Annotated in this window: 19 protein-coding genes; 15 read left to right on the forward strand and 4 right to left on the reverse strand. The window is 39.5% G+C overall.

Annotated features, from left to right (window positions below):
* Window positions 1–67 precede the first annotated feature (67 nt).
* The 4 genes from MSTHT_RS06735 to MSTHT_RS06750 all read left to right on the forward strand — a co-directional run bounded on the left by MSTHT_RS06735 (window position 68) and on the right by MSTHT_RS06750 (window position 5,663).
* On the forward strand, window positions 68–1,711 hold the full coding sequence (locus MSTHT_RS06735; protein ID WP_048168438.1) for a tRNA uridine(34) 5-carboxymethylaminomethyl modification radical SAM/GNAT enzyme Elp3: 1,644 nt from the start codon (window positions 68–70) through the stop codon (window positions 1,709–1,711).
* 1,108 nt (window positions 1,712–2,819) lie between these two features.
* Window positions 2,820–3,215: a DUF1699 family protein gene (locus tag MSTHT_RS06740; RefSeq protein WP_048168439.1), complete on the forward strand. Its 396-nt coding sequence runs from the start codon at window positions 2,820–2,822 to the stop codon at window positions 3,213–3,215.
* A 514-nt stretch (window positions 3,216–3,729) separates the two neighbouring features.
* Complete coding sequence (locus MSTHT_RS06745; RefSeq protein WP_048167117.1) at window positions 3,730–4,212, forward strand: YheU family protein; 483 nt, start codon at window positions 3,730–3,732, stop codon at window positions 4,210–4,212.
* 50 nt (window positions 4,213–4,262) lie between these two features.
* On the forward strand, window positions 4,263–5,663 hold the full coding sequence (locus MSTHT_RS06750) for a single-stranded-DNA-specific exonuclease RecJ (RefSeq protein WP_048168440.1): 1,401 nt from the start codon (window positions 4,263–4,265) through the stop codon (window positions 5,661–5,663).
* Window positions 5,664–5,797: 134 nt separating this feature from the next.
* On the opposite strand, the gene nrpRII is transcribed toward MSTHT_RS06750, so the two are convergent.
* The 3 genes from nrpRII to MSTHT_RS06765 all read right to left on the reverse strand — a co-directional run bounded on the left by nrpRII (window position 5,798) and on the right by MSTHT_RS06765 (window position 8,437).
* A complete protein-coding gene (nrpRII, locus tag MSTHT_RS06755) occupies window positions 5,798–6,556 on the reverse strand; it encodes a global nitrogen regulator NrpRII (protein ID WP_048167118.1) in 759 nt (252 codons plus the stop codon).
* 196 nt (window positions 6,557–6,752) lie between these two features.
* Window positions 6,753–7,493 (reverse strand): glucose-6-phosphate isomerase family protein, encoded by a 741-nt coding sequence (locus MSTHT_RS06760; protein WP_048167119.1) that lies wholly within the window; start codon window positions 7,491–7,493, stop codon window positions 6,753–6,755.
* A 194-nt stretch (window positions 7,494–7,687) separates the two neighbouring features.
* Window positions 7,688–8,437, reverse strand: a complete 750-nt coding sequence (locus tag MSTHT_RS06765) for a ribonuclease H-like domain-containing protein (RefSeq protein ID WP_048167120.1) — start codon at window positions 8,435–8,437, stop codon at window positions 7,688–7,690.
* A gap of 244 nt (window positions 8,438–8,681) precedes the next feature.
* Here MSTHT_RS06765 and mdh point away from each other — a divergent pair, with 244 nt between their 5' ends.
* From mdh to MSTHT_RS13745, 7 genes are all read left to right on the forward strand, one after another.
* Window positions 8,682–9,605, forward strand: coding sequence for a malate dehydrogenase (gene mdh / locus MSTHT_RS06770; protein ID WP_048167121.1), 924 nt, complete (start codon window positions 8,682–8,684; stop codon window positions 9,603–9,605).
* 473 nt (window positions 9,606–10,078) lie between these two features.
* A complete protein-coding gene (locus tag MSTHT_RS06775) occupies window positions 10,079–10,336 on the forward strand; it encodes a PRC-barrel domain-containing protein (RefSeq protein ID WP_048167122.1) in 258 nt (85 codons plus the stop codon).
* Between the two features lie 18 nt (window positions 10,337–10,354).
* A complete protein-coding gene (locus MSTHT_RS06780) occupies window positions 10,355–11,086 on the forward strand; it encodes a tRNA(His) guanylyltransferase Thg1 family protein (protein ID WP_048167123.1) in 732 nt (243 codons plus the stop codon).
* A 37-nt stretch (window positions 11,087–11,123) separates the two neighbouring features.
* Window positions 11,124–12,077 (forward strand): tyrosine--tRNA ligase, encoded by a 954-nt coding sequence (locus MSTHT_RS06785; RefSeq protein WP_048167124.1) that lies wholly within the window; start codon window positions 11,124–11,126, stop codon window positions 12,075–12,077.
* Between the two features lie 213 nt (window positions 12,078–12,290).
* A complete protein-coding gene (locus tag MSTHT_RS06790; RefSeq protein ID WP_048167125.1) occupies window positions 12,291–13,466 on the forward strand; it encodes a hypothetical protein in 1,176 nt (391 codons plus the stop codon).
* Window positions 13,467–13,833: 367 nt separating this feature from the next.
* Window positions 13,834–14,391, forward strand: coding sequence for a putative ATP-dependent zinc protease (locus tag MSTHT_RS06795; RefSeq protein WP_048167126.1), 558 nt, complete (start codon window positions 13,834–13,836; stop codon window positions 14,389–14,391).
* Between the two features lie 169 nt (window positions 14,392–14,560).
* The gene (locus tag MSTHT_RS13745; protein WP_052721844.1) at window positions 14,561–15,178 is read left to right on the forward strand and encodes a DUF3786 domain-containing protein; all 618 of its coding nucleotides are present in this window, start codon (window positions 14,561–14,563) and stop codon (window positions 15,176–15,178) included.
* 56 nt (window positions 15,179–15,234) lie between these two features.
* Here MSTHT_RS13745 and MSTHT_RS06805 read toward each other — a convergent pair whose 3' ends face one another.
* On the reverse strand, window positions 15,235–15,609 hold the full coding sequence (locus MSTHT_RS06805) for a DUF5518 domain-containing protein (protein WP_048167127.1): 375 nt from the start codon (window positions 15,607–15,609) through the stop codon (window positions 15,235–15,237).
* Between the two features lie 268 nt (window positions 15,610–15,877).
* Here MSTHT_RS06805 and MSTHT_RS06810 point away from each other — a divergent pair, with 268 nt between their 5' ends.
* The 4 genes from MSTHT_RS06810 to MSTHT_RS06825 all read left to right on the forward strand — a co-directional run bounded on the left by MSTHT_RS06810 (window position 15,878) and on the right by MSTHT_RS06825 (window position 18,483).
* On the forward strand, window positions 15,878–16,297 hold the full coding sequence (locus tag MSTHT_RS06810; protein WP_048167128.1) for an HIT family protein: 420 nt from the start codon (window positions 15,878–15,880) through the stop codon (window positions 16,295–16,297).
* Between the two features lie 152 nt (window positions 16,298–16,449).
* Window positions 16,450–16,677 (forward strand): sulfurtransferase TusA family protein, encoded by a 228-nt coding sequence (locus tag MSTHT_RS06815; protein ID WP_048167129.1) that lies wholly within the window; start codon window positions 16,450–16,452, stop codon window positions 16,675–16,677.
* An 18-nt stretch (window positions 16,678–16,695) separates the two neighbouring features.
* Complete coding sequence (locus MSTHT_RS06820; protein WP_048167130.1) at window positions 16,696–17,115, forward strand: DsrE/DsrF/DrsH-like family protein; 420 nt, start codon at window positions 16,696–16,698, stop codon at window positions 17,113–17,115.
* A 201-nt stretch (window positions 17,116–17,316) separates the two neighbouring features.
* Window positions 17,317–18,483, forward strand: a complete 1,167-nt coding sequence (locus MSTHT_RS06825) for a cysteine desulfurase family protein (protein WP_082086875.1) — start codon at window positions 17,317–17,319, stop codon at window positions 18,481–18,483.
* Window positions 18,484–18,494 lie beyond the last annotated feature (11 nt).

An 18,494-nucleotide genomic window follows, 5' to 3' on the forward strand; every position in this document is an offset into this window, starting at 1 on the left:
CAAATAAATTTTTAGCCCTCCCTAGAAAAAAACCGGGATTTGGAAAACCGGAAAGATGGAACTTGAGATGAAAGAAAACGGTTATAATAAGGCGTGCAGGGAAATTCTTGAAAGAGTACTTGCAGGCGAAATAAAAGATGAGAGTCAGTTAAATAAGGTAAAAAAAGAAGTCAGTAAGCATTACCATCTAGCCAGCCTCCCCAGAAATGGAGACATCATAACCAAGGGGACAACTGAAGAACAGGCAATAATCAAAGAATTCTTGAAACGGAAGCCTGTAAGAACAATTTCCGGAGTTGCGGTAATTGCTGTAATGACTTCTCCAGCACCATGCCCTCACGGAGTATGTCTGCCATGCCCGGGGGGTCCAAACTCCGCTTTTAAGTCGCCCCAGAGTTACATGGGAAGAGAACCTGCAGCTATGAGAGCAATTCAGCATGAGTTTGACCCCTATGCCCAGGTTAAATCCAGGCTCTCCCAGCTTAAAGAGATCGGTCACGACGTAGAGAAAGTGGAACTTATAGTTATGGGAGGCACGTTTTCTGCACGCAATCTGGATTACCAGGAGTGGTTTATTAAACGCTGCCTTGAAGCAATGAATGATTTCACAACAAAGGAGTGGAGGAAGAACGCCTGGAAAATCGGGAAATCTATACCTTATATCCCTCTTGAAGAAGTTCAGAAAGCCAATGAAAAAGCGGATATCCGCAATGTAGGAATAACATTTGAAACACGTCCTGACTGGGCAGCGGAAGAACATGTGGACGAGTTCCTCAAGCTGGGAGGTACTAAGGTAGAACTCGGGGTCCAGAGTGTTTATGATTTTGTGCTTACCCGCATGCAAAGGGGTCATGGCGTTGCAGAGGTTGTCAGGGCTAATCAGATATTAAGAGACAGTGCATTTAAGGTCGGATTTCATATGATGCCTCATTTGCCTGGCTCGGATTCAAAGCTGGATCTCAGAGGCTTCAAAAAATTGTTTGAAGACTCACGCTTCAGACCCGATTATCTCAAGATATATCCTACACTTGTAACTGAAGGCACTCCTTTATACAAACTCTGGGAGGCTGGAGATTATGAAGCCCTTTCTGACGAAGAAGCTGCCGAACTTATTGCAGACGTAAAGGGAATTCTTCCTAAATGGGTGAGACTCCAGCGCATTCAGCGCGATATTCCAGCCCACCAGATATTTGCAGGAGTCCGAAAGAGTAATCTAAGACAGCTTGCAGAAGAAAAGCTGAGAGAGAAAGGAGGAAAGTGCCGCTGTATCCGCTGCAGAGAAGTCGGACATACTGGCTTGAGAGGGAGAAAGGTAAATGAAAAAGACATCGAGCTGACTGTAGAGACTTACGAAGCTTGCGGGGGCATAGAACATTTCATTGCGTTTGAAGACCTTGCTGCAGATGTCCTTATTGGATTTACCCGCCTGCGTTTTCCTTTTGCTCCTTATCGCCCTGAACTGCAAGAAGCCGCCCTGATAAGAGAACTGCATGTTTATGGTTCAATGGTACCTGTAGGAAAAGGAGCAAAGCAAACGGATTGGCAGCATAGAGGATATGGAAAGGAACTTCTGGAACAAGCAGAGAATATAGCGCGTGAAAATGGTTACGAGAAGCTTGCTATTATTAGCGGAATAGGAGCCAGAGAATACTACAGAAAATTCGGCTACACTCTTGATAACGTATATATGTCGAAGATTTTGAGAAGTTAAAACAAGCCTGCTACTTTCGCGTAGGTCACTATTTTTAATTTAGAGATTTTTGAAAATAAAGTAAAAGCACTGCACTTATAATACTGCATAGGCATAATAATACTGCATATGCCTTAGAAGATTTTCAATGCCGTTAATTTAATTTTCAGTGCCACTGATTTACAGGTTTGTAATTTTCAAAATGCCGAGAATGAAAAATCGTAGCATTTAGTAATTTAGTCTCTCCTCCTTATATAATGAGCATTTTAGTAGCTTGGTCCCCCTTATATAAAGAGCATTTAGCAATCTGATCCCTCCCTTTTATATAATGAACATTTAGTAATCTGGTTTCTTCTTTTATATGATGAGTATCTTTAGTGAGATTCTTTAATGAAAAAATTTCTTTTGTTAAACCCGTTCATTCAAAAGAATTTTACAAGAAAAAAGCTTTACAGAAAATATTAAATAATATATTACAGTATCGTATACGTATTCATCTCAAATATATAAAATAGTGTAATATAAATAAATGTCACCAGTAGACTTACTAGTTTATCTCACAAATTGATTTTCAGAATTTCTTTAGATATATTAAAGAAACCCTAGAGTTAGACAGATTGTACTTAAAAATTAAGAAAATGGGAGAATAAAGATTACCTCATTCCTTGACTCAATTTATATAACATAATAGAAAAAGTTGAAAATAAAAGGAAAGTTCATAAAAAATTAAATATTATATGCCCTTAACATAACAAAAACCTCAAATATAAATTAAGGTTTTGAAAAACAGTTTGTAATTCTAAAATTCAAAATGAATTCAAAAAATAATTGAATTTTAGGGTTAACAAATTCAAAGGGTTCAAAAAATAATTAAGTAAACCCGTGATGTAAGAATTAAAAACTTCATGGAAGTTTCAAAAGTTAGTAAAAACATAAAAAATCCGGAATCCCTAAAATCCGGAAAGAACTCCTAAAAACCTAAATCTCGAAAAAACCTGAAGGGGCTCTGATGAAATAAAATAGCTCTAAAGAGCCTCCTAAGAATTTTAAATGAAACCCTAAAAATCCCTAAAAATCCCTAAAATGCTCTAAAACGTCTTAAAATACCTGGAAACGAACGGTGATAAAAATGAAAATTAGAGTCGTAAGTTCAAAAGAAGAGATAGACACTTTAAACATTAATGAGGAAATTGTCCATCTTGCATTCAGACCATCTAACAAGGACATTTTTAAACTCATTCTAAAGTGTCCAGGAATAAAAGCGATCCACATCCCAAGCTCGTACAAAAAAACGATTTCAAGTTCTGCACAGATGTATCTTTCAATGCAGAATATCGCTTTACTTGAGGGCGATGTATGGGGTCACAGGAAAGATATTAACGAATACTCCGAAGTATCACAGCATGTTTTTGACCGCATACAAGAACTCAGAGATGAAGGGCTTTCCGATGAGGAAACTATTGAAAGGCTTGTAAAAGAAACAAGGCTCAGCCCGGATTTTGTAAGTTTCATTATGTCGAATTAAAAATTGTGCAGTCGATCAAGAACCTGATCAGCATTCATTTTCCTTATAGAATTATGCAGCCGGTCAAGAACCTGACTGGCATTTATCTTTCTTATAGATATTACTCAAATTCATTATGCGGCTCAAGCTCTTTTTGATTTTCGCATAAATTACTCTTATGTACAATTTCTTCTATTAATTGCGTACAATTATTATTCTTATATTATTCTTATATTAATACATACAATTATTTCTTCTAGTAATTACGTACAATTACTACTCTTCTATTAATTATGTACAATTACTACCTTCTCTCAATTTGCAGAAATTTGTTTCATAAAATTGAATGCTAGTTAGTTTCAGGCGATTGATGACAGATTCAGACATGTATCAATTTCTCAGTAATGTAACCTGTTTAAGCCCCCAGTATGTAACCTGTTTAAGCTGACATACCTCTCCTATTTACTCAGGGTGAAAAGGTTGCGTTCAGAGTAGAAGGTTTAAGTAAAATAGCGAAAACATTTAACAGGATTTCATGACCGAGTTTGAACGCATGCTTGTAAACTCACTTAATGCATACATTGAAGAGAATGGACTAAAAGCTATATCCTACAGGCTTAAGCAGCACAGATTCACTCCACAGTTTCTGGATGTGCTTGTGGATTCTCTTAACCCGGATCTATACATGGGAATCGAGTGCAAAAGCATTTCAGTAGGCAAAGGAGCAAATGCACTTTACTTTTCTCAGCATTTTACCGTGGATAAAAACGGAATCCATCAGATAGAAAGAATTTCGGATTACCTGAACAGATCAGGAAGACGCGGATTTCTTGCAGTAGAACTTCGCCTGGGACCAGGTCACGGAAGGGAAGCATACATAATTCCCTGGAAGGAACTGGAAAAAGAATATCTCAATCAGAATCTCAAACTTACATTGAAGGAGATCCGAAGTTTTCCTGAAATAAAAAGAGAAGGAAAAGATTATAAGGTCGATCCAAGGGAATGGGAAGGAAAGTAAGATTAAAAAAGCGATTATTTGAGACAAGCAGAAAAACAGTGGAGAGAGGAATGTCTGAAACAATAAAAGCACTTCATAAAGAAGCGGCGAGATGTGCCGACGAAATTAAAAAGTACAAATCAGTTCACGTTGTATCCCATATTGACGCTGACGGGCTGACTTCTGCGGGAATTATCTGTACTGCCCTTGAGAGGGGCGGTTTTGAATACACTACTCGTTTTGTCAAGCAGCTTGATGAAAAGGCTCTTGATGCTATTGCTGATGAGAACCACAGCATTGTCATTTTTACTGACCTTGGGAGCGGGATGTGCGAGCAAATAAAATCTCGCGGGATCCATGCAGTGATCTCAGACCATCACCAACCCCAGGGAAGCTATCAATTTCACCTTAATCCTCACCTTTTCGGAGCAAATGGTTCGTATGAGTTGAGCGGGTCTGGAACTACCTACTTACTGGCTTCAGCTCTTGGAAAAAACCAGGATCTTTCCTCACTGGCAATAGTGGGAGCTGTTGGGGATATGCAGCATCTGAAAATGGGGCAGCTTGTCGGAGTCAACCGGGAAATTCTGGAAGAAGGGGTTAGAGGAGGCATTCTACAGTTCCAAAAAGACCTGACCCTATTTGGGAAACAAACCCGCCCGATTTATAAATTAATGCAATATTCTTCAGATCCTTACCTCCCAGGGCTTACGGGGAACGAAGAAGCATGCATTGAGTTTCTTCACTCCCTTAATATTAGTTTGACTCAGGATGAACACTGGAGACGCTGGATTGACCTTGAAATCTCAGAAAAACAAAAAATTGTTTCAGGACTTATTCAGTACTGCCTGAAATCAGGTATGCCCTCATATAAGATAGAGCGGCTGGTAGGCGAGATTTACATCCTTCTTGGAGAAAAAGAAGGAACGGAAATGAGAGATGCGTCAGAATTTTCCACCCTTCTTAATGCCACTGCACGTTACGATCATGCAGAGATTGGACTGGCAGTCTGCATGGGAAACAGAGAAGAAGCTTATGAAAGTGCCCGTAAATTGCTTGCCGAACATAGACAGAATCTTGTTAACGGACTCATGTATGTTAAAGAAAAGGGAATTACCCAGCTTGAAAATATTCAGTACTTCGACGCTGGCTCGGAAATAAAAGAAACTATTGTGGGTATTATTGCAGGCATGAGTTCTACATTAGTTGAAAACAGAAATCTCCCCATTATTGCTTTTGCAAAAGCTGAAGGAGGGACAAAGGTCTCAGCAAGGGGAACCCAAGATCTTATTCGCAGAGGAGTCAACCTTTCGGAAGCCATGGCGATTGTTTCGGCTGAAGTGGGAGGTGTAGGCGGTGGGCACGATATTGCAGCAGGAGCAACAATTCCTGACGGTAAAAAAGAAGAGTTTGCAAGAAAGCTTGATCTGTTTATAGGAGAACAGCTGCGAAGAAATGCACATTCAAAGTAAAGAGACCAGCATTCGGAATATGCTCCGAAAAGCTGAATTGAATAAGTAAAGGCTCAATAAATTAAAGAGATTTTCGGGGTCAGATTTGCATAAAATTCAGGATCTGCTTTAGAGTCAGATTTTATCATTGAGCCTTAAACCAGATCTTCAATCCTGCTCATCTCTTTGAATGGAACTAGCTGTGACATTGCGCTTGTTTCTATGCTGATCCCATATTCCTGTACAACAGCCATAGGATTTGTCCCTCCTATGACGACTATTCCAAGATGATCTCTCTCTATGGGAACATCCAGAACCCGTGTATTTGGTTCCCCAACTTCAAGGATTCCGCTGAAGCCTGCATCCAGAAGGTCAGAAAGGCAACTTTCAATTTCATCTCTTGCAACCATAGGAGCTTCCCTGAGATTTGCGAGAATTTTGCCTGAGCCTGTCCTGAGCATTTCTGACACAGAAGTAATTCCCTGTGACATCAGAATCTCAAGCGGATCTACAGTCGTACTTACATAGGTAAGCACATCCGTAAAGCGCACCGGAATCCCATTTCGTATCTGAACAACCCCTCCAAGTTTAGGGTTCACAGGAATTCCTGCTTTGAGCAATACGCCGTCAATCGTAATGCTGCATACTGTTCCGATACCTACCTTCCCCTTTTCAATAGTCAGGTCTCCGAGAGATTCACCTTCGGAAACTATCTTAACATAGGGAGTTACCGAAAGCCCGCTTGAAATTACCATCTTAAAGATCCCAAGCACATCATCCAGATCTTTTTTATCAATAAGTGAGAGATTAAGTATAATATCTCCATCCATTTTCTTAGGATCAAATGTAGTCTTGTACATGAGATCCTTTATTTTGGATGATGTAAATTGGATACGGTATCCATTTTTTTGCATTTCAAACCTCCAGTAATTGAAGGTATTTATACCTAATATAATATGTATTCATTGCTTATTCTCCTGAACCTCTCCTGCTACCGGAGTCGGTTTTATTTCAGGATATGGAAAGATAAAAAGTAAGAGGTTTCTGAGAAAACCACATGGGAAGGAAAAGTAAATCACGCTCGTTTAAGTTAGAAAAATAGCCTGCTTCTCAGAGCACTCCTGTCAAGAGTCCTACAAAATCCTGTGGTGCTGTCAAAAACCTGAGCTTTTCAATTTTATGTACAAGCTCATACATATCTTCTATAGAGTTTAACTCGAGCTCGTCATATGTAAGGGGGTTAAGGTTGCGGATCGGCGGAATATTTTTATAAAGCGGATTTTTTACAAAACCGTCCTTAAGAAGGAAATAAGAGGCTCCGGAAAGTCTTTTTATAGGCTCGTAAACCGATGAAAAGTCACGGCAGACCCAGTTTGCCATTTTAAGTGTCTCATCTGAGGCATTTATAGTTACATGCCCATATCCAGGGGGAACAAGCACGAGATCACCTTTTTCCGCTTTGATTACTACAACATCCAGAACAAGATCTTCCTCTCCCTCTTCTACCTTTTGAAGTAGATAGGTAGCAGAACCTTCAAGTACCTGATAAATCTCAGGATAAGTAAGATTTGTTCCCGGAACGCGCGGGTGGTAGTGACCTACAGTTTTTACATATTCCGACCCGAGCATTGAAGGAGGAATTATAGTAATGTCATATCTCAAATGATTAGCTTTGATTTTCTCAAAGTCAGAGTCGCTTTTCGCAAGGTCACGGAACATGTAATAAACATCCCGATTCCTTTCCACTGTTTCTTCAAACCACTCCTGGTCAAAAACCACATCTTCCATATCATGGAGCTTTCTTACATCGGCCACAGCGACTTTATCCCCGAACTTCAGTGTTACTTCCATTGAATTCCCCTTTCCTGCCAGAGCATACAGATAATATTCAAGTTTTAAATAAGAATTTGTTATAAGTCTGTCAATACATTATCCGGATAGGTTATCAGAAACAGCAAGATAAGTATAATAAATTAATGGCAAATACAATTTGCTGCCTGACATTTTATCTTTTATAAGTTCCTAACCTGATAATACTTTGCTTCTCAGGTCTTCAGAGCATTTTCAACCATTTTAGGATAGGTTAGCTCTATAATAGTTTTCAGGTTAACTATATCCTCCTGGTTATATTTAATAAGTTTGTCCAGAGCTTCCTGATCTCCTCTTTCATATTGTCTCCAGAGCCTTACGGCATCAAATCCAGTTAGACCCTCGATGTCATCACCTCGAGAGATCCCGAGTAACTTTTCAATATTTTTCAAACCTCCTTTGTACCCTATTCGCCTTAAAGGATACATGAGGTCTATATGGAGCTGCGTGAATTCTATTTCAGGAAACTCGGATTTTATAAAAGGCAGATCAAAACGAGTACCGTTGAAAGTTACAAGCAGTTTGTATTTTGAGAACTCCTCCACGACATCATCCAGATTAATATCTTTTATATAGATCTTTGACTCCTTTCCGTCGTAGATTCCAACAATGGTTATTTTATTTCGGGATCTGGAAAGACCCGTAGTCTCAATATCTACGAATGCGGCAGAATCAGAAAATAGGGGATATGCCCTCCAGTGTTCTGTGGAAGGAAGGCATTGTGAAAAAAAGCAGTGGTCTTTTGCTGCCAGGCGTTCGGAAGATTTCCTGATCTCTTCACAAATTCTGGCTTTTCGTGACGAAGGTATGGGTATTCTGTCCTTCATCTTAAGAAACTCTTCCCATGTGCGTATTCCCTGAGCCCAGATTTTTTGCTCTAAGCCCTTTCCTACACCTGGAATATGAATGTATGTGTTATTCAGCATGTTTCCCCTGAACAATTTGGGAGTAATATTTAATAAAAATACTGCATGAAATCTGAAAGTGTTCGAAAGAAAGCCAGTAAATTCAAGAATTTAACGACAAAAAAATATTAAATAGATACTGGCACAGAAAAATATAAAAATTATAGTTGATAGGAAATAGAGCCTCATATTACAGGATAAATTTTTAATGTTGTAAATTCAAAGTTTACCTTAAAATAAATTGTTTAGCACAGGTGTACAGTTAATGACTAAAATTTCCGTGGTAGGAGCAGGAAACGTAGGGGCAACTACAGTCCAGCGGCTAGCTGAACTTGAGCTTGACGAGATTGTCATGACAGATATTGTGGAAGGATTACCTCAGGGCAAAGCCCTTGATCTTATGCAGGCAGGTGCAATAAAAGGCTACGATACTTCTATAATTGGAACCAATGATTATGCAGATATTGCAGACTCTGATCTTGTAATCATTACAGCAGGGATTGCAAGAAAACCGGGAATGACCCGGGAGGATCTGATCCGGACAAACTCAAAAATAATAATGGAAGTTTCCAAAAATATCGCAAAATATGCACCAGAATCCATAGTGATCAATGTAACAAATCCACTTGATATTATAACTTACGTGGCTATGAAATCAACAGGTTTTGAAACAAAGAAAGTGTTTGGAATGAGTGGAGTTCTAGATTCAGGGCGTTTTGCAAGCTTTATTGCGGAAGAACTGAAGTGCTCGAAAAAAGATGTACAGGCAATGGTAATAGGAGGGCATGGCGACCTCATGGTGCCTCTTCCCCAGTATACGACAGTATCTGGAATTCCACTCACAGATCTACTTCCACATGATAAAATTGCCAGGCTGGTAGAAAGGACAGTAAACGGAGGAGCCGAGATTGTAGAACTCCTCAAACAGGGCAGTGCCTTTTATGCTCCCTCGGCAGCTGTAGTCTCGATGGCGGAAGCTGTGATTAAAGACTCAAAAAGAATATTACCTGCTTCAGCTTACCTGGAAGGGCAGTATGGACAGGAAGGCATCTACTTCGGGGTACCCGTGAAACTTGGAGCATCCGGAGTCGAAGAAATCCTTGAACTTGAGCTTGATGAAAGCCAGTATGAAACCCTCAGAAAATCCTCAGAAACAATTCGAAATATGATTTCGCAGCTGGGAATATGAGAGAATAAACGGATAGTTAAAACGGATAGATAAACTGAAATTCAAAAATAAACAATAGAGTAAAAAGAAGGTTTATATAAAAACGTAAAGAATCTGGTTTACAGGTAAATGGCTTAGATATCTGTAACCGGAAAAATTTTCAAAGTGATATAGCTTTTACTGTAGAGAGTTGCAGAAAAATAGTGGATAAGCTTAATTTTTGAGCAATTAATAGTAAAAATACTTAAAGCTGTTAAGGCTCCCTCTTCTTTATTCAAAGACAGGTAGTAGGTTTAACAACGTTAAACCACTTTTACCTCTCGATAATTTAAATAAGAATATTTATTTAATAATGACTGAGATTCAAGTTCTATATAGATATGCAGAATAAGACTAATAATTATATAACGTCGGTAAAACTGTAAGATATATAAGTATGTTTTTCATATAAGGTTAGGAGAAATATTTAAATTAATTTACAAAGCAGGGATATAATGCGCGCAGAACTTACATCACTTTTTGGTTTAAACATATACACAAACACCGGTGTTTATGTAGGGAAGTTGCAAGACCTCGTAATTGATATAGAAGAACAGAAGATTACCGGGCTTGCTGTTTCGGATATTAATAGGGAGCTTTTTGACCTGACAAGCAGAGGTGTAATTATTCCTTATCGGTGGGTTATAACGGCAGCGGATATAATTATAATTAGAGATGTCATCCAGAGATACAAAAAGCGAAAAGAAGACTAAGTAAACCTTGAAAAGTTTATGAAAGATCGGGAAATCTATGCTGAAATGCGCTGTATCCCTCCAGTGGTCGTGCGCGCTGACGGCAGGAATTTTAAAAATACGCTTTCGGGCCTGGGCTTTAAAAAACCCTATGATCTAACCTTCGCCAGGGCAATGGCTAATACTGTTGAACTCTTCATTAAAGAAAGTGGTTTAAGCCCTCTCTTTGCCTATACTTTTTCGGATGAGATCAATTTTCTCTTCATGAGCCTTCCCTTTGAGGGAAGAGTGGAAAAAATTGACTCTGTTGTGGCAAGCTTTCTGGGAAGCGCACTTACGATAAACCTGCAGCTTGAAAAACCTGTGGCTTTTGATTCCAGAATAGTAGTTCTTCAAAAAGAAGAGATTCCTGCATATTTCCACTGGAGGCAGCTCGAAGCCTGGCGCAATTTTGTGGGTTCCTGGGGATATTATACTCTGAGGAACGAAGGAATTAATAAGACTGAGGCTTCAAAATACCTCAAAGGAAAGAAAGAGTGGGAAATCCACGAAATGCTTTTTGAGAGAGGGATAAATCTTGCAACGCTTCCTGCCTGGCAGAGGAGAGGAATCGTTATTTCTAAAGAGGAATACCAGATCTCTGGCTTTAATCCTGTACTTGGTGAAGAGGTGAAATCTCTGCGCAGAAGGGTCATTCAGAACTGGGAAATCCCGAATTTCAAATCCGAAGAAGGTATGGCGTTTTTACAGAAACTTATTAATAGAAATTGAGTTTTTGAGAATAGAAAACAAAAGGAATGTAGAGGCTATGGACAGACTCGAACTTATAAAAAGAAATGTTCAGGAAATCGTGACTGAGGAAGAGCTTGAAGAACTTCTTACTAAAAAGGAAGCTCCCCGCGCCTATGTAGGATACGAGCCAAGCGGGAAAATCCATATGGGTCACGTTCTTACAGTAAATAAACTCATTGATCTGCAGAAAGCCGGATTTAAAATCACTGTCCTGCTTGCAGACGTACATGCCTATCTCAATAAGAAAGGCACGCTTGAAGAAGTCCGAAAGATCGCAGATTATAATAGGCGCTGCTTTATCGCTCTCGGGCTCGATGAGGAAAAAACTGATTTCGTATATGGGTCTGACTATCAGCTTGATGCAGAGTACATGCTTAATGTTCTCAAACTTTCAAGGGCAGTAACTTTAAACAGGGCGCGCAGAAGCATGGACGAAGTCGGGCGTGCTATGGACAACCCAACTGTTTCGCAGATGGTATATCCACTGATGCAGGCTATTGACATTGCCATGCTGGGAGTTGATATCGCAGTTGGGGGCATCGACCAGAGAAAAATCCATATGCTTGCCCGTGAGAATTTAAAGAGTCTGGGATTCGAGACCCCGATCTGCATTCACACTCCAATTCTCGTGGGGTTAGACGGAACAAAGATGGCTTCTTCAAAGGAGAATTTCATATCTGTGGATGATACAGAAGAAGAAATTTACGGGAAGCTTAAGAAAGCCTACTGCAAGATAGGAGAGATCGAAGAAAACCCAATTCTGGCACTTTTCCGCTATCATATATTCCCCAGATACGAAACTGTTGTCATAGAGAGACCTGAGAAATTCGGTGGAAATACAACATATAACAGTTACGAAGAAATGGAAAAGGCTTTTGTGGAAGAGAGCATCCATCCAATGGATCTGAAAAACGCTGCCGCAAAGTATATAAATGAAATACTGGACCCTGTCCGGAAAGTTCTGCTCTAAATAAAGAAAATAGCCGGGCTCCCCCTCCCGGCTTTTTCAGAGAAAGTGTAGCATGAGACCATGTCCAGAATACAGGGCATATTTTATGTAAGATTTTTGTTTAAGATAAAATACTTCTTCTATAAATTAAAGAAGCTTCTGGATAAAACATTATATAGCTATAGATAATAGAATAGTTTGAAGGGTTGTTTAGCTATTATCCAGGGTGCTTTTATGAAATATTTATACCAGGACTCTAAGGAACTGCCTGTACAGCGGGATTTCATTGAGGATCTGAAAATTTTTTTAGATATAACTTCTCAGGTAATTCATCTGGAGAATTCTATAATAGAGATAAAGTGCAGGCATAAAGAAGCACTCCATGAGTTGAAGAGTAGAATAGAAGGAATGAATAATTTTGAGGAGAAGCTCAAGACCGTACTTAATAAATTAGTAAATGAAGCTGATACCGAGGACGTTTTACCCTGCGCTAATGCAATCCTGCAAACCTGTAAAGAGAATCTCGGGAAAAGAAAAGAAGTTCTCGAAGCCGAATGCGTGAAAATCGAAAATAGAGCTCCTTATGAGTATAAAAAAATTGAAGAAAAAATACTTGAAGTCCTTAGCAAGTTTTTAATCTCAGGCGTTTACGGAGCTGAAAAACAATTTGAGCTCTCCAGCAATACAGGCGGCGGCATTTCTGGAGAAATGGTAGGTTGGGTCTCAGGCGTGCAGTACCACTACAAGCTCGGCTTTATGGAAGAGAACCTGACCGTAGAAAAACTGCTAGGAGACTTAAGCCTGCCGGGATGGACGCGAACCGGTATCCTGCGAAAAGAAGAAAAAATAAAAATGCAGGATCTTTCCGAATTCCTTGTAACTTTTCTGGAATATGACACGCAGAAAAATGTACGTATAAATCTTGAAAGCAAAAAAGCAAACCGGAAATTCAGGATAGAAGGCGGAGACCGCAGGTACTTTGTATATGAAGATGGTAAAGAGATTACTTCTGATAAAGAGCTTGGGGCTTTTATCGATATGGAAAAACTAGCAAGGATTCCTGAGAAAGTTCAGGCTTATCTCAGAGAAAATATACGCACTTATACCCTTTCAAAAATCCTCCTCGACGAAGAGGATGCTATTTCTACCAACCAGATCTTTGACTGCCTGAAAGTGATTGCTGAACCATATGGGGCAATCGTTCAGGAGTGCCTGGCAAAATCACACAATAAAGAAGAGATAACTATCAAGATAGAAGAAGCTGATGGCACACGCACTGAAAAGTATATAACAAAGTCTGAAATTTATACCCAGCTTGCCGAAATCGGAAGTGAAGGTATAGAGATTGCTGGAATACTTGGTGTTGATAGCAGAACTCAGATAAAGGATAAAAAATACCTGATTGCTTAACCTTTATTATATTTTTTATTTTAGTTTGTTTTATGTTTTAATTTATTTTATTTTTTATTTTAATTTATTTTATTTTCGTTTTATTTTATATTTTTATTTTTCATTTTATTTTTTATTTTACGTTTTTATTTCATTTTTATTTTAATTCATTTTATATTTTTATTTTATATTACATTCTCATTACATTTTGCTTTATCACATTTTGCTTTATTTCACTTTATTTCAATGTTTCATTATTCTAGATTTTTATCTTACCTTCAATATTCTACAGTTTTCTGAATATGGCTTCTCGTAAATTGATTTATTATGCACAAAGAAAAAGGATTAAATAAACTTGACATTCAGATCCTGAAAAGGGGAGATGAACATGGATATTGAGGAAATTCAGACGATCTTCAAGTTTTCAGCTTGGGAGAAGAAAATAATTTCCAGTTTTGAGATTCAGGCAGAGTTATTTCTTCCTTTTCTGCTTTCGCTAAAATCAGGAGGTTCATGGAGTTACGCCTCTGAGGAAATGAAAAGTATTGCTGTAAAGGATGTAATTACCTATTATAATGATGAGAGTAAGACCGGCTATACTCTGGAAAAGATATACCTCTTTATCGAACCTGAGATTGTAGAGAAAGAAGGCGTGGTCTACAGACTCGAAAAATGTGGAGCCAGGGAAGAAAGAGAACTGGTTGAAAGACCTTACTGTATAAGCCTGAGAGCGAAAAAAGTGATATTTGCAGAAGTTAACCCAAGTCTCAGAACGATAAGGATTAAGGAGATGAAAAAAAGGCAAATACGCCTGAAAGGTACACCTGCGTATAGCGCAGCTCATGAGCTTGAGCATCTTGAGAAGGGAGAAATAAAAGGAATCCCGATATGGAACTTTGAGTACGTTACTGAGCCTACAAAAAATCATCCGAAAAGTGCTGATTAAAAGTAAAAAGTTACTGCATAAAAACTGCCACAAGAAGTGATTGAATAAAATCACATAAGATATCATATAGTATATCATTACAGTAATGAAAACCAGAGATTTTTATCTTCCAGCAGTGGGATGTAAACCCTAATCGTATTATTAGCAGACAATAAGGAGTTAAGAAACCGTGACATACGAGATCGCCCTCAACAAGGCTTGGGATGAGATTGCAGCACTAGCTCCTTCTCAAGAATACACTGTAAAATTTTTAACTGACATTTATGAAGTAAAAATAAACGATAAAATAGTGTTGATGAAGCCATCTGATGTTCCCGCAAGCGAGGAAATATCCGTACTTATCCTCCGTTACCTCATAGGCATCCTGAAGCATGGATATATACAGAAAGGAGAATGGATCTCATTCAAAGAACTTAAGGGTGGACCAAGCTATTATCCGGCATATCAAAAAAATACAATCAAACCGATATTGAAAAGCCTTAAAGAAAATCCAGATAGTTTGATCAAGAATCTGACGGAGCGTTTTGGAGGCAAGCTTGTTGAAGGCGGTGATGTCTCGGTAGAGCTGGTTACCTTTCCAGATGTTCGCGTCAGGTTTGTTTTTTGGTTTGCAGATAAAGAGCTTCCACCTGAAGCGACTATACTATTCGATAGGGAATTGACAAAGATTTTTACTACAGAAGAAATTGCAGCATTAATGTTTTTCCTGGCAATGGCAGTGCTGGATAACAGCTCAGAGCGTGTCTTAAAACTCAATTTGACCTCCACAATTGAGATAGGATCGTAAATTGGGATTTTATACACTAATCGCCCAGGATTTCCCTGCAACTGTTAAATAAAAGATCAAAACCGGTAGATTGTGCTCCTTTCAGCCAGAACAGCCCCAATTACCGACCCAATTATACCTATCAAAGCTGCATGAGCTACAATAACCAGCGTAATTACAAATGCAGAGGCAACTACGAATCCTCCAAGAACAGGAGCATCTCTGAGTATTGATCCGAGAATTCCTCCCAGAAGAAAACCCGGAATAATCATGAAAATGGTCATGAGAACTCCGGTTTTAAGCCCTCCCCCGGAACCTCCGTCTGCATAATAGCCCCCCAGAAGACCGCCCAGAAAAGGGGCTATGGAGTTTACTAATGGAATAAAATAAAAAATAAAAGTACAGACTGTGCCTATTAGTGCACCACCCAGAACTCTAGCTATAATCCCCACCCCGCAGTAATGAGATAAACGAGATAAACACAACTCAAGGTTATTATAATAATTTGATCTCTTATTATAATTATTATTTAATATATAGTTAAACGTTTATTAATCTTTATCTCCGGAAAGGAATTTGTTCATCTCAGCGTTTTCCAGACTTTCTACTTCATGGCTCTCTGCCAAACACTTGTTTTAATCTTTAAATCCGGTTACAAGTTGCGAGAGAAACAGAACCCTGATATAAGTGTATCTCCTAAAACTCTAAAGGGATATGGTTATGATGGAAGACTGCCTTTTTTGCAAAATTATAGCGGGGAAAATTCCTTCAGAGAAAGTATACGAAGACGATGCCGTTTTTGCATTTCTTGATGTTTTTCCGGCGAGTGAAGGGCATACTCTGGTAGCCCCTAAGAAGCATTTCAACAGATTCACGGATATGGATGCGGAAAGTGTTGCTTCGCTTTTTGAGGCTGCAAGAAAGATCACGGCTGCAATCCAGAAAGCATTTTCGGCAGAGGGGTCAAACATCGGAATCAATGATGGGAAAGTTGCTGGTCAGGAGATTCCTCATGTACACGTACACGTTATTCCCAGAAGAAAAGGAGACGGCGGGAGAGGAATAAAGTCAATAGTATGGACCGAACCTGATACCACAAATCTGAAAGAAATTGCAAAAAAGATCAGGGAAGCACTCTAAAATATGGTTCAGGATTAATAGAGGGAATTCCCAGAAAACTTTCAATGCGAAATGATAATATAATTTTCGGAATATAGTGAGTTTTAACGAAAGATAGCAGACAGAATTGCTGTCAGAATCCTACCGTTACTCCTACTTTGGGGGTAAGAATAATGACAGAAGTTGAGATCGACGTTCGAGGGCAGACCTGCCCGACTCCACTGGTAGAATGCAGAAAGGCCTTAAGGAAAGCTTCTCCAGGGGATCTTATTATTATAAAAGGGACACACCCGGCATCAAGAAAAGAAATTCCTATGGCCTGCGAGGCAATGGGGCTAGAGGTGCTGGATATTGAAGATAAAGAAGGAGGGAAAGAGTGGGAGATAAGAATCCGGAGATAAGCCGGAAGAGGAATCTAAATGGGGGAAAAAGCGGTCATTATTCTGCACAGCGGCGATATGGACAAAGTATACAGTGCGCTCATAATTGCGAACGGAGCCCTGGCGATGGGTATGGAGGCCTCTATATACTTTACTTTCTGGGGATTAATGCGCTTGAAAAAAGGAGAACTTGACAAGGGGCCGCTTTCCAAGATGAATATGATGGGGCTTGGCAGGCAGATGATCAAGCAAAGAATGGACAAAGCCAATGTAGCTTCACTTGAGAGATTGATGAGCGATTTCAAGGAACTTGGGGGAAAAATAATCGCGTGCGAGATGACCATGGAAATCATGGGTTTAAGTAAAGATGAACTTCAGACGGAATGGATAGATGAATGGGGTGCTGTTGGTTCCTATATTCAGGAAGCAAAAGGCGCTAGTGTAACTCTCTTTATATGAGACTCAGAAAAGTTTCAGAATTGTCACTACTGCGATAATAAGACACTCACTGGTCAGGTCTGATTAGGTCTGATTTATACCTTTGCGTTCAGCTAAACTACTATTTAGGGATTTTTCGGATTGAGAGTATTGTGTTTCACTGAAAAAGCTGAGATTCAGCTATAAAATCAAAATTATATAATCTATTTGGGAGGGAGAAACATATTTGAGAATGTAATTTATCTTGACAACTCTGCATCCACGAGGATGGATGAGCAGGTACTTGAAGCGATGAAACCCTATTTTTTTGATACTTATGCAGTAGCTACATCAGAATTTGGCTATTCTATGGGTATTGATGCAAAAGAAGCACTAGAAAAGTCCCGGGGAAGCATTGCTTCAAAGATTGCTGCAAATTGGGATGAGGTTATTTTCACTTCAGGATCCACCGAGTCAAGCAATACCGCACTTAAAGGGGTTGCCTGGGCTCTTAAAGAAAAGAAAGGAAAGCATATTATTGTCTCGAAAATAGAAGATTTTCCTGTGCTAAATACTGCAAAAGCTCTTGAGAGGCAGGGTTTTAGCGTAACTTTCCTTGATGTGGATGCGGAAGGATTTGTGAATCTAGAAGGGCTGAGAAACGCAATCACAAAGGAGACAGTTCTTGTTTCAATCCAGCACGGTAACCAGGAAATAGGGACAGTGCAGGATTTGAAAGCTATCTCCGAGATTTGCGAAGAGAAAGATGTGCTCCTGCACACAGATGCCACTCACAGCTTTACCAGGCTTCCCCTGAATGTAAAGGAGCTGCCTGTAGACCTGATCACCATGTCTGCCCATACTATTCACGGTCCAAGGGGAATAGGTGCTCTTTACATCCGGAAAGATACCCCAATAACCAAGTTCATGGATGGAGGTTTCCAGGAGTTTAATCTGAGGGCAGGGGTGGAAGACATTCCATCTGCAGTCGGTTTTGCAAAAGCCGTCGAGCTCGTAACCGAAGAGGAAAACATGAGGCTCAAAGCCATGAGAGATAGGATTATTGACAAAGCTCTCTCGGATATTCCTGATGTTACCCTAAACGGAAGCCGGGAAAAGCGCCTGCCTCAGAACGCAAACCTTACTTTCCATTATGTTGAGGGTGAATCCATAACTCTGCATATGGACATGAGAGGGTTTGCAGTAAGCACGGGCTCTGCATGTTTTAGTCGCTCCCTTGAAGCCAGCCATGTAATCATGGGTATCGGAGGAGACCACGAGAGAGCACATGGTTCGGTACGTTTTACCTTCGGACGCTACAACCGCATGGAAGACGTTGATGCAGCAATTGAAGCAATAAGTGAGATAGTAGCAAAGCTCAGGGAGATAAGCCCGCTTGCGAAGAAATGAAAACAAGATTG

It is taken from the genome of Methanosarcina thermophila TM-1 (assembly GCF_000969885.1).
GTDB classification, from domain to species: domain Archaea; phylum Halobacteriota; class Methanosarcinia; order Methanosarcinales; family Methanosarcinaceae; genus Methanosarcina; species Methanosarcina thermophila.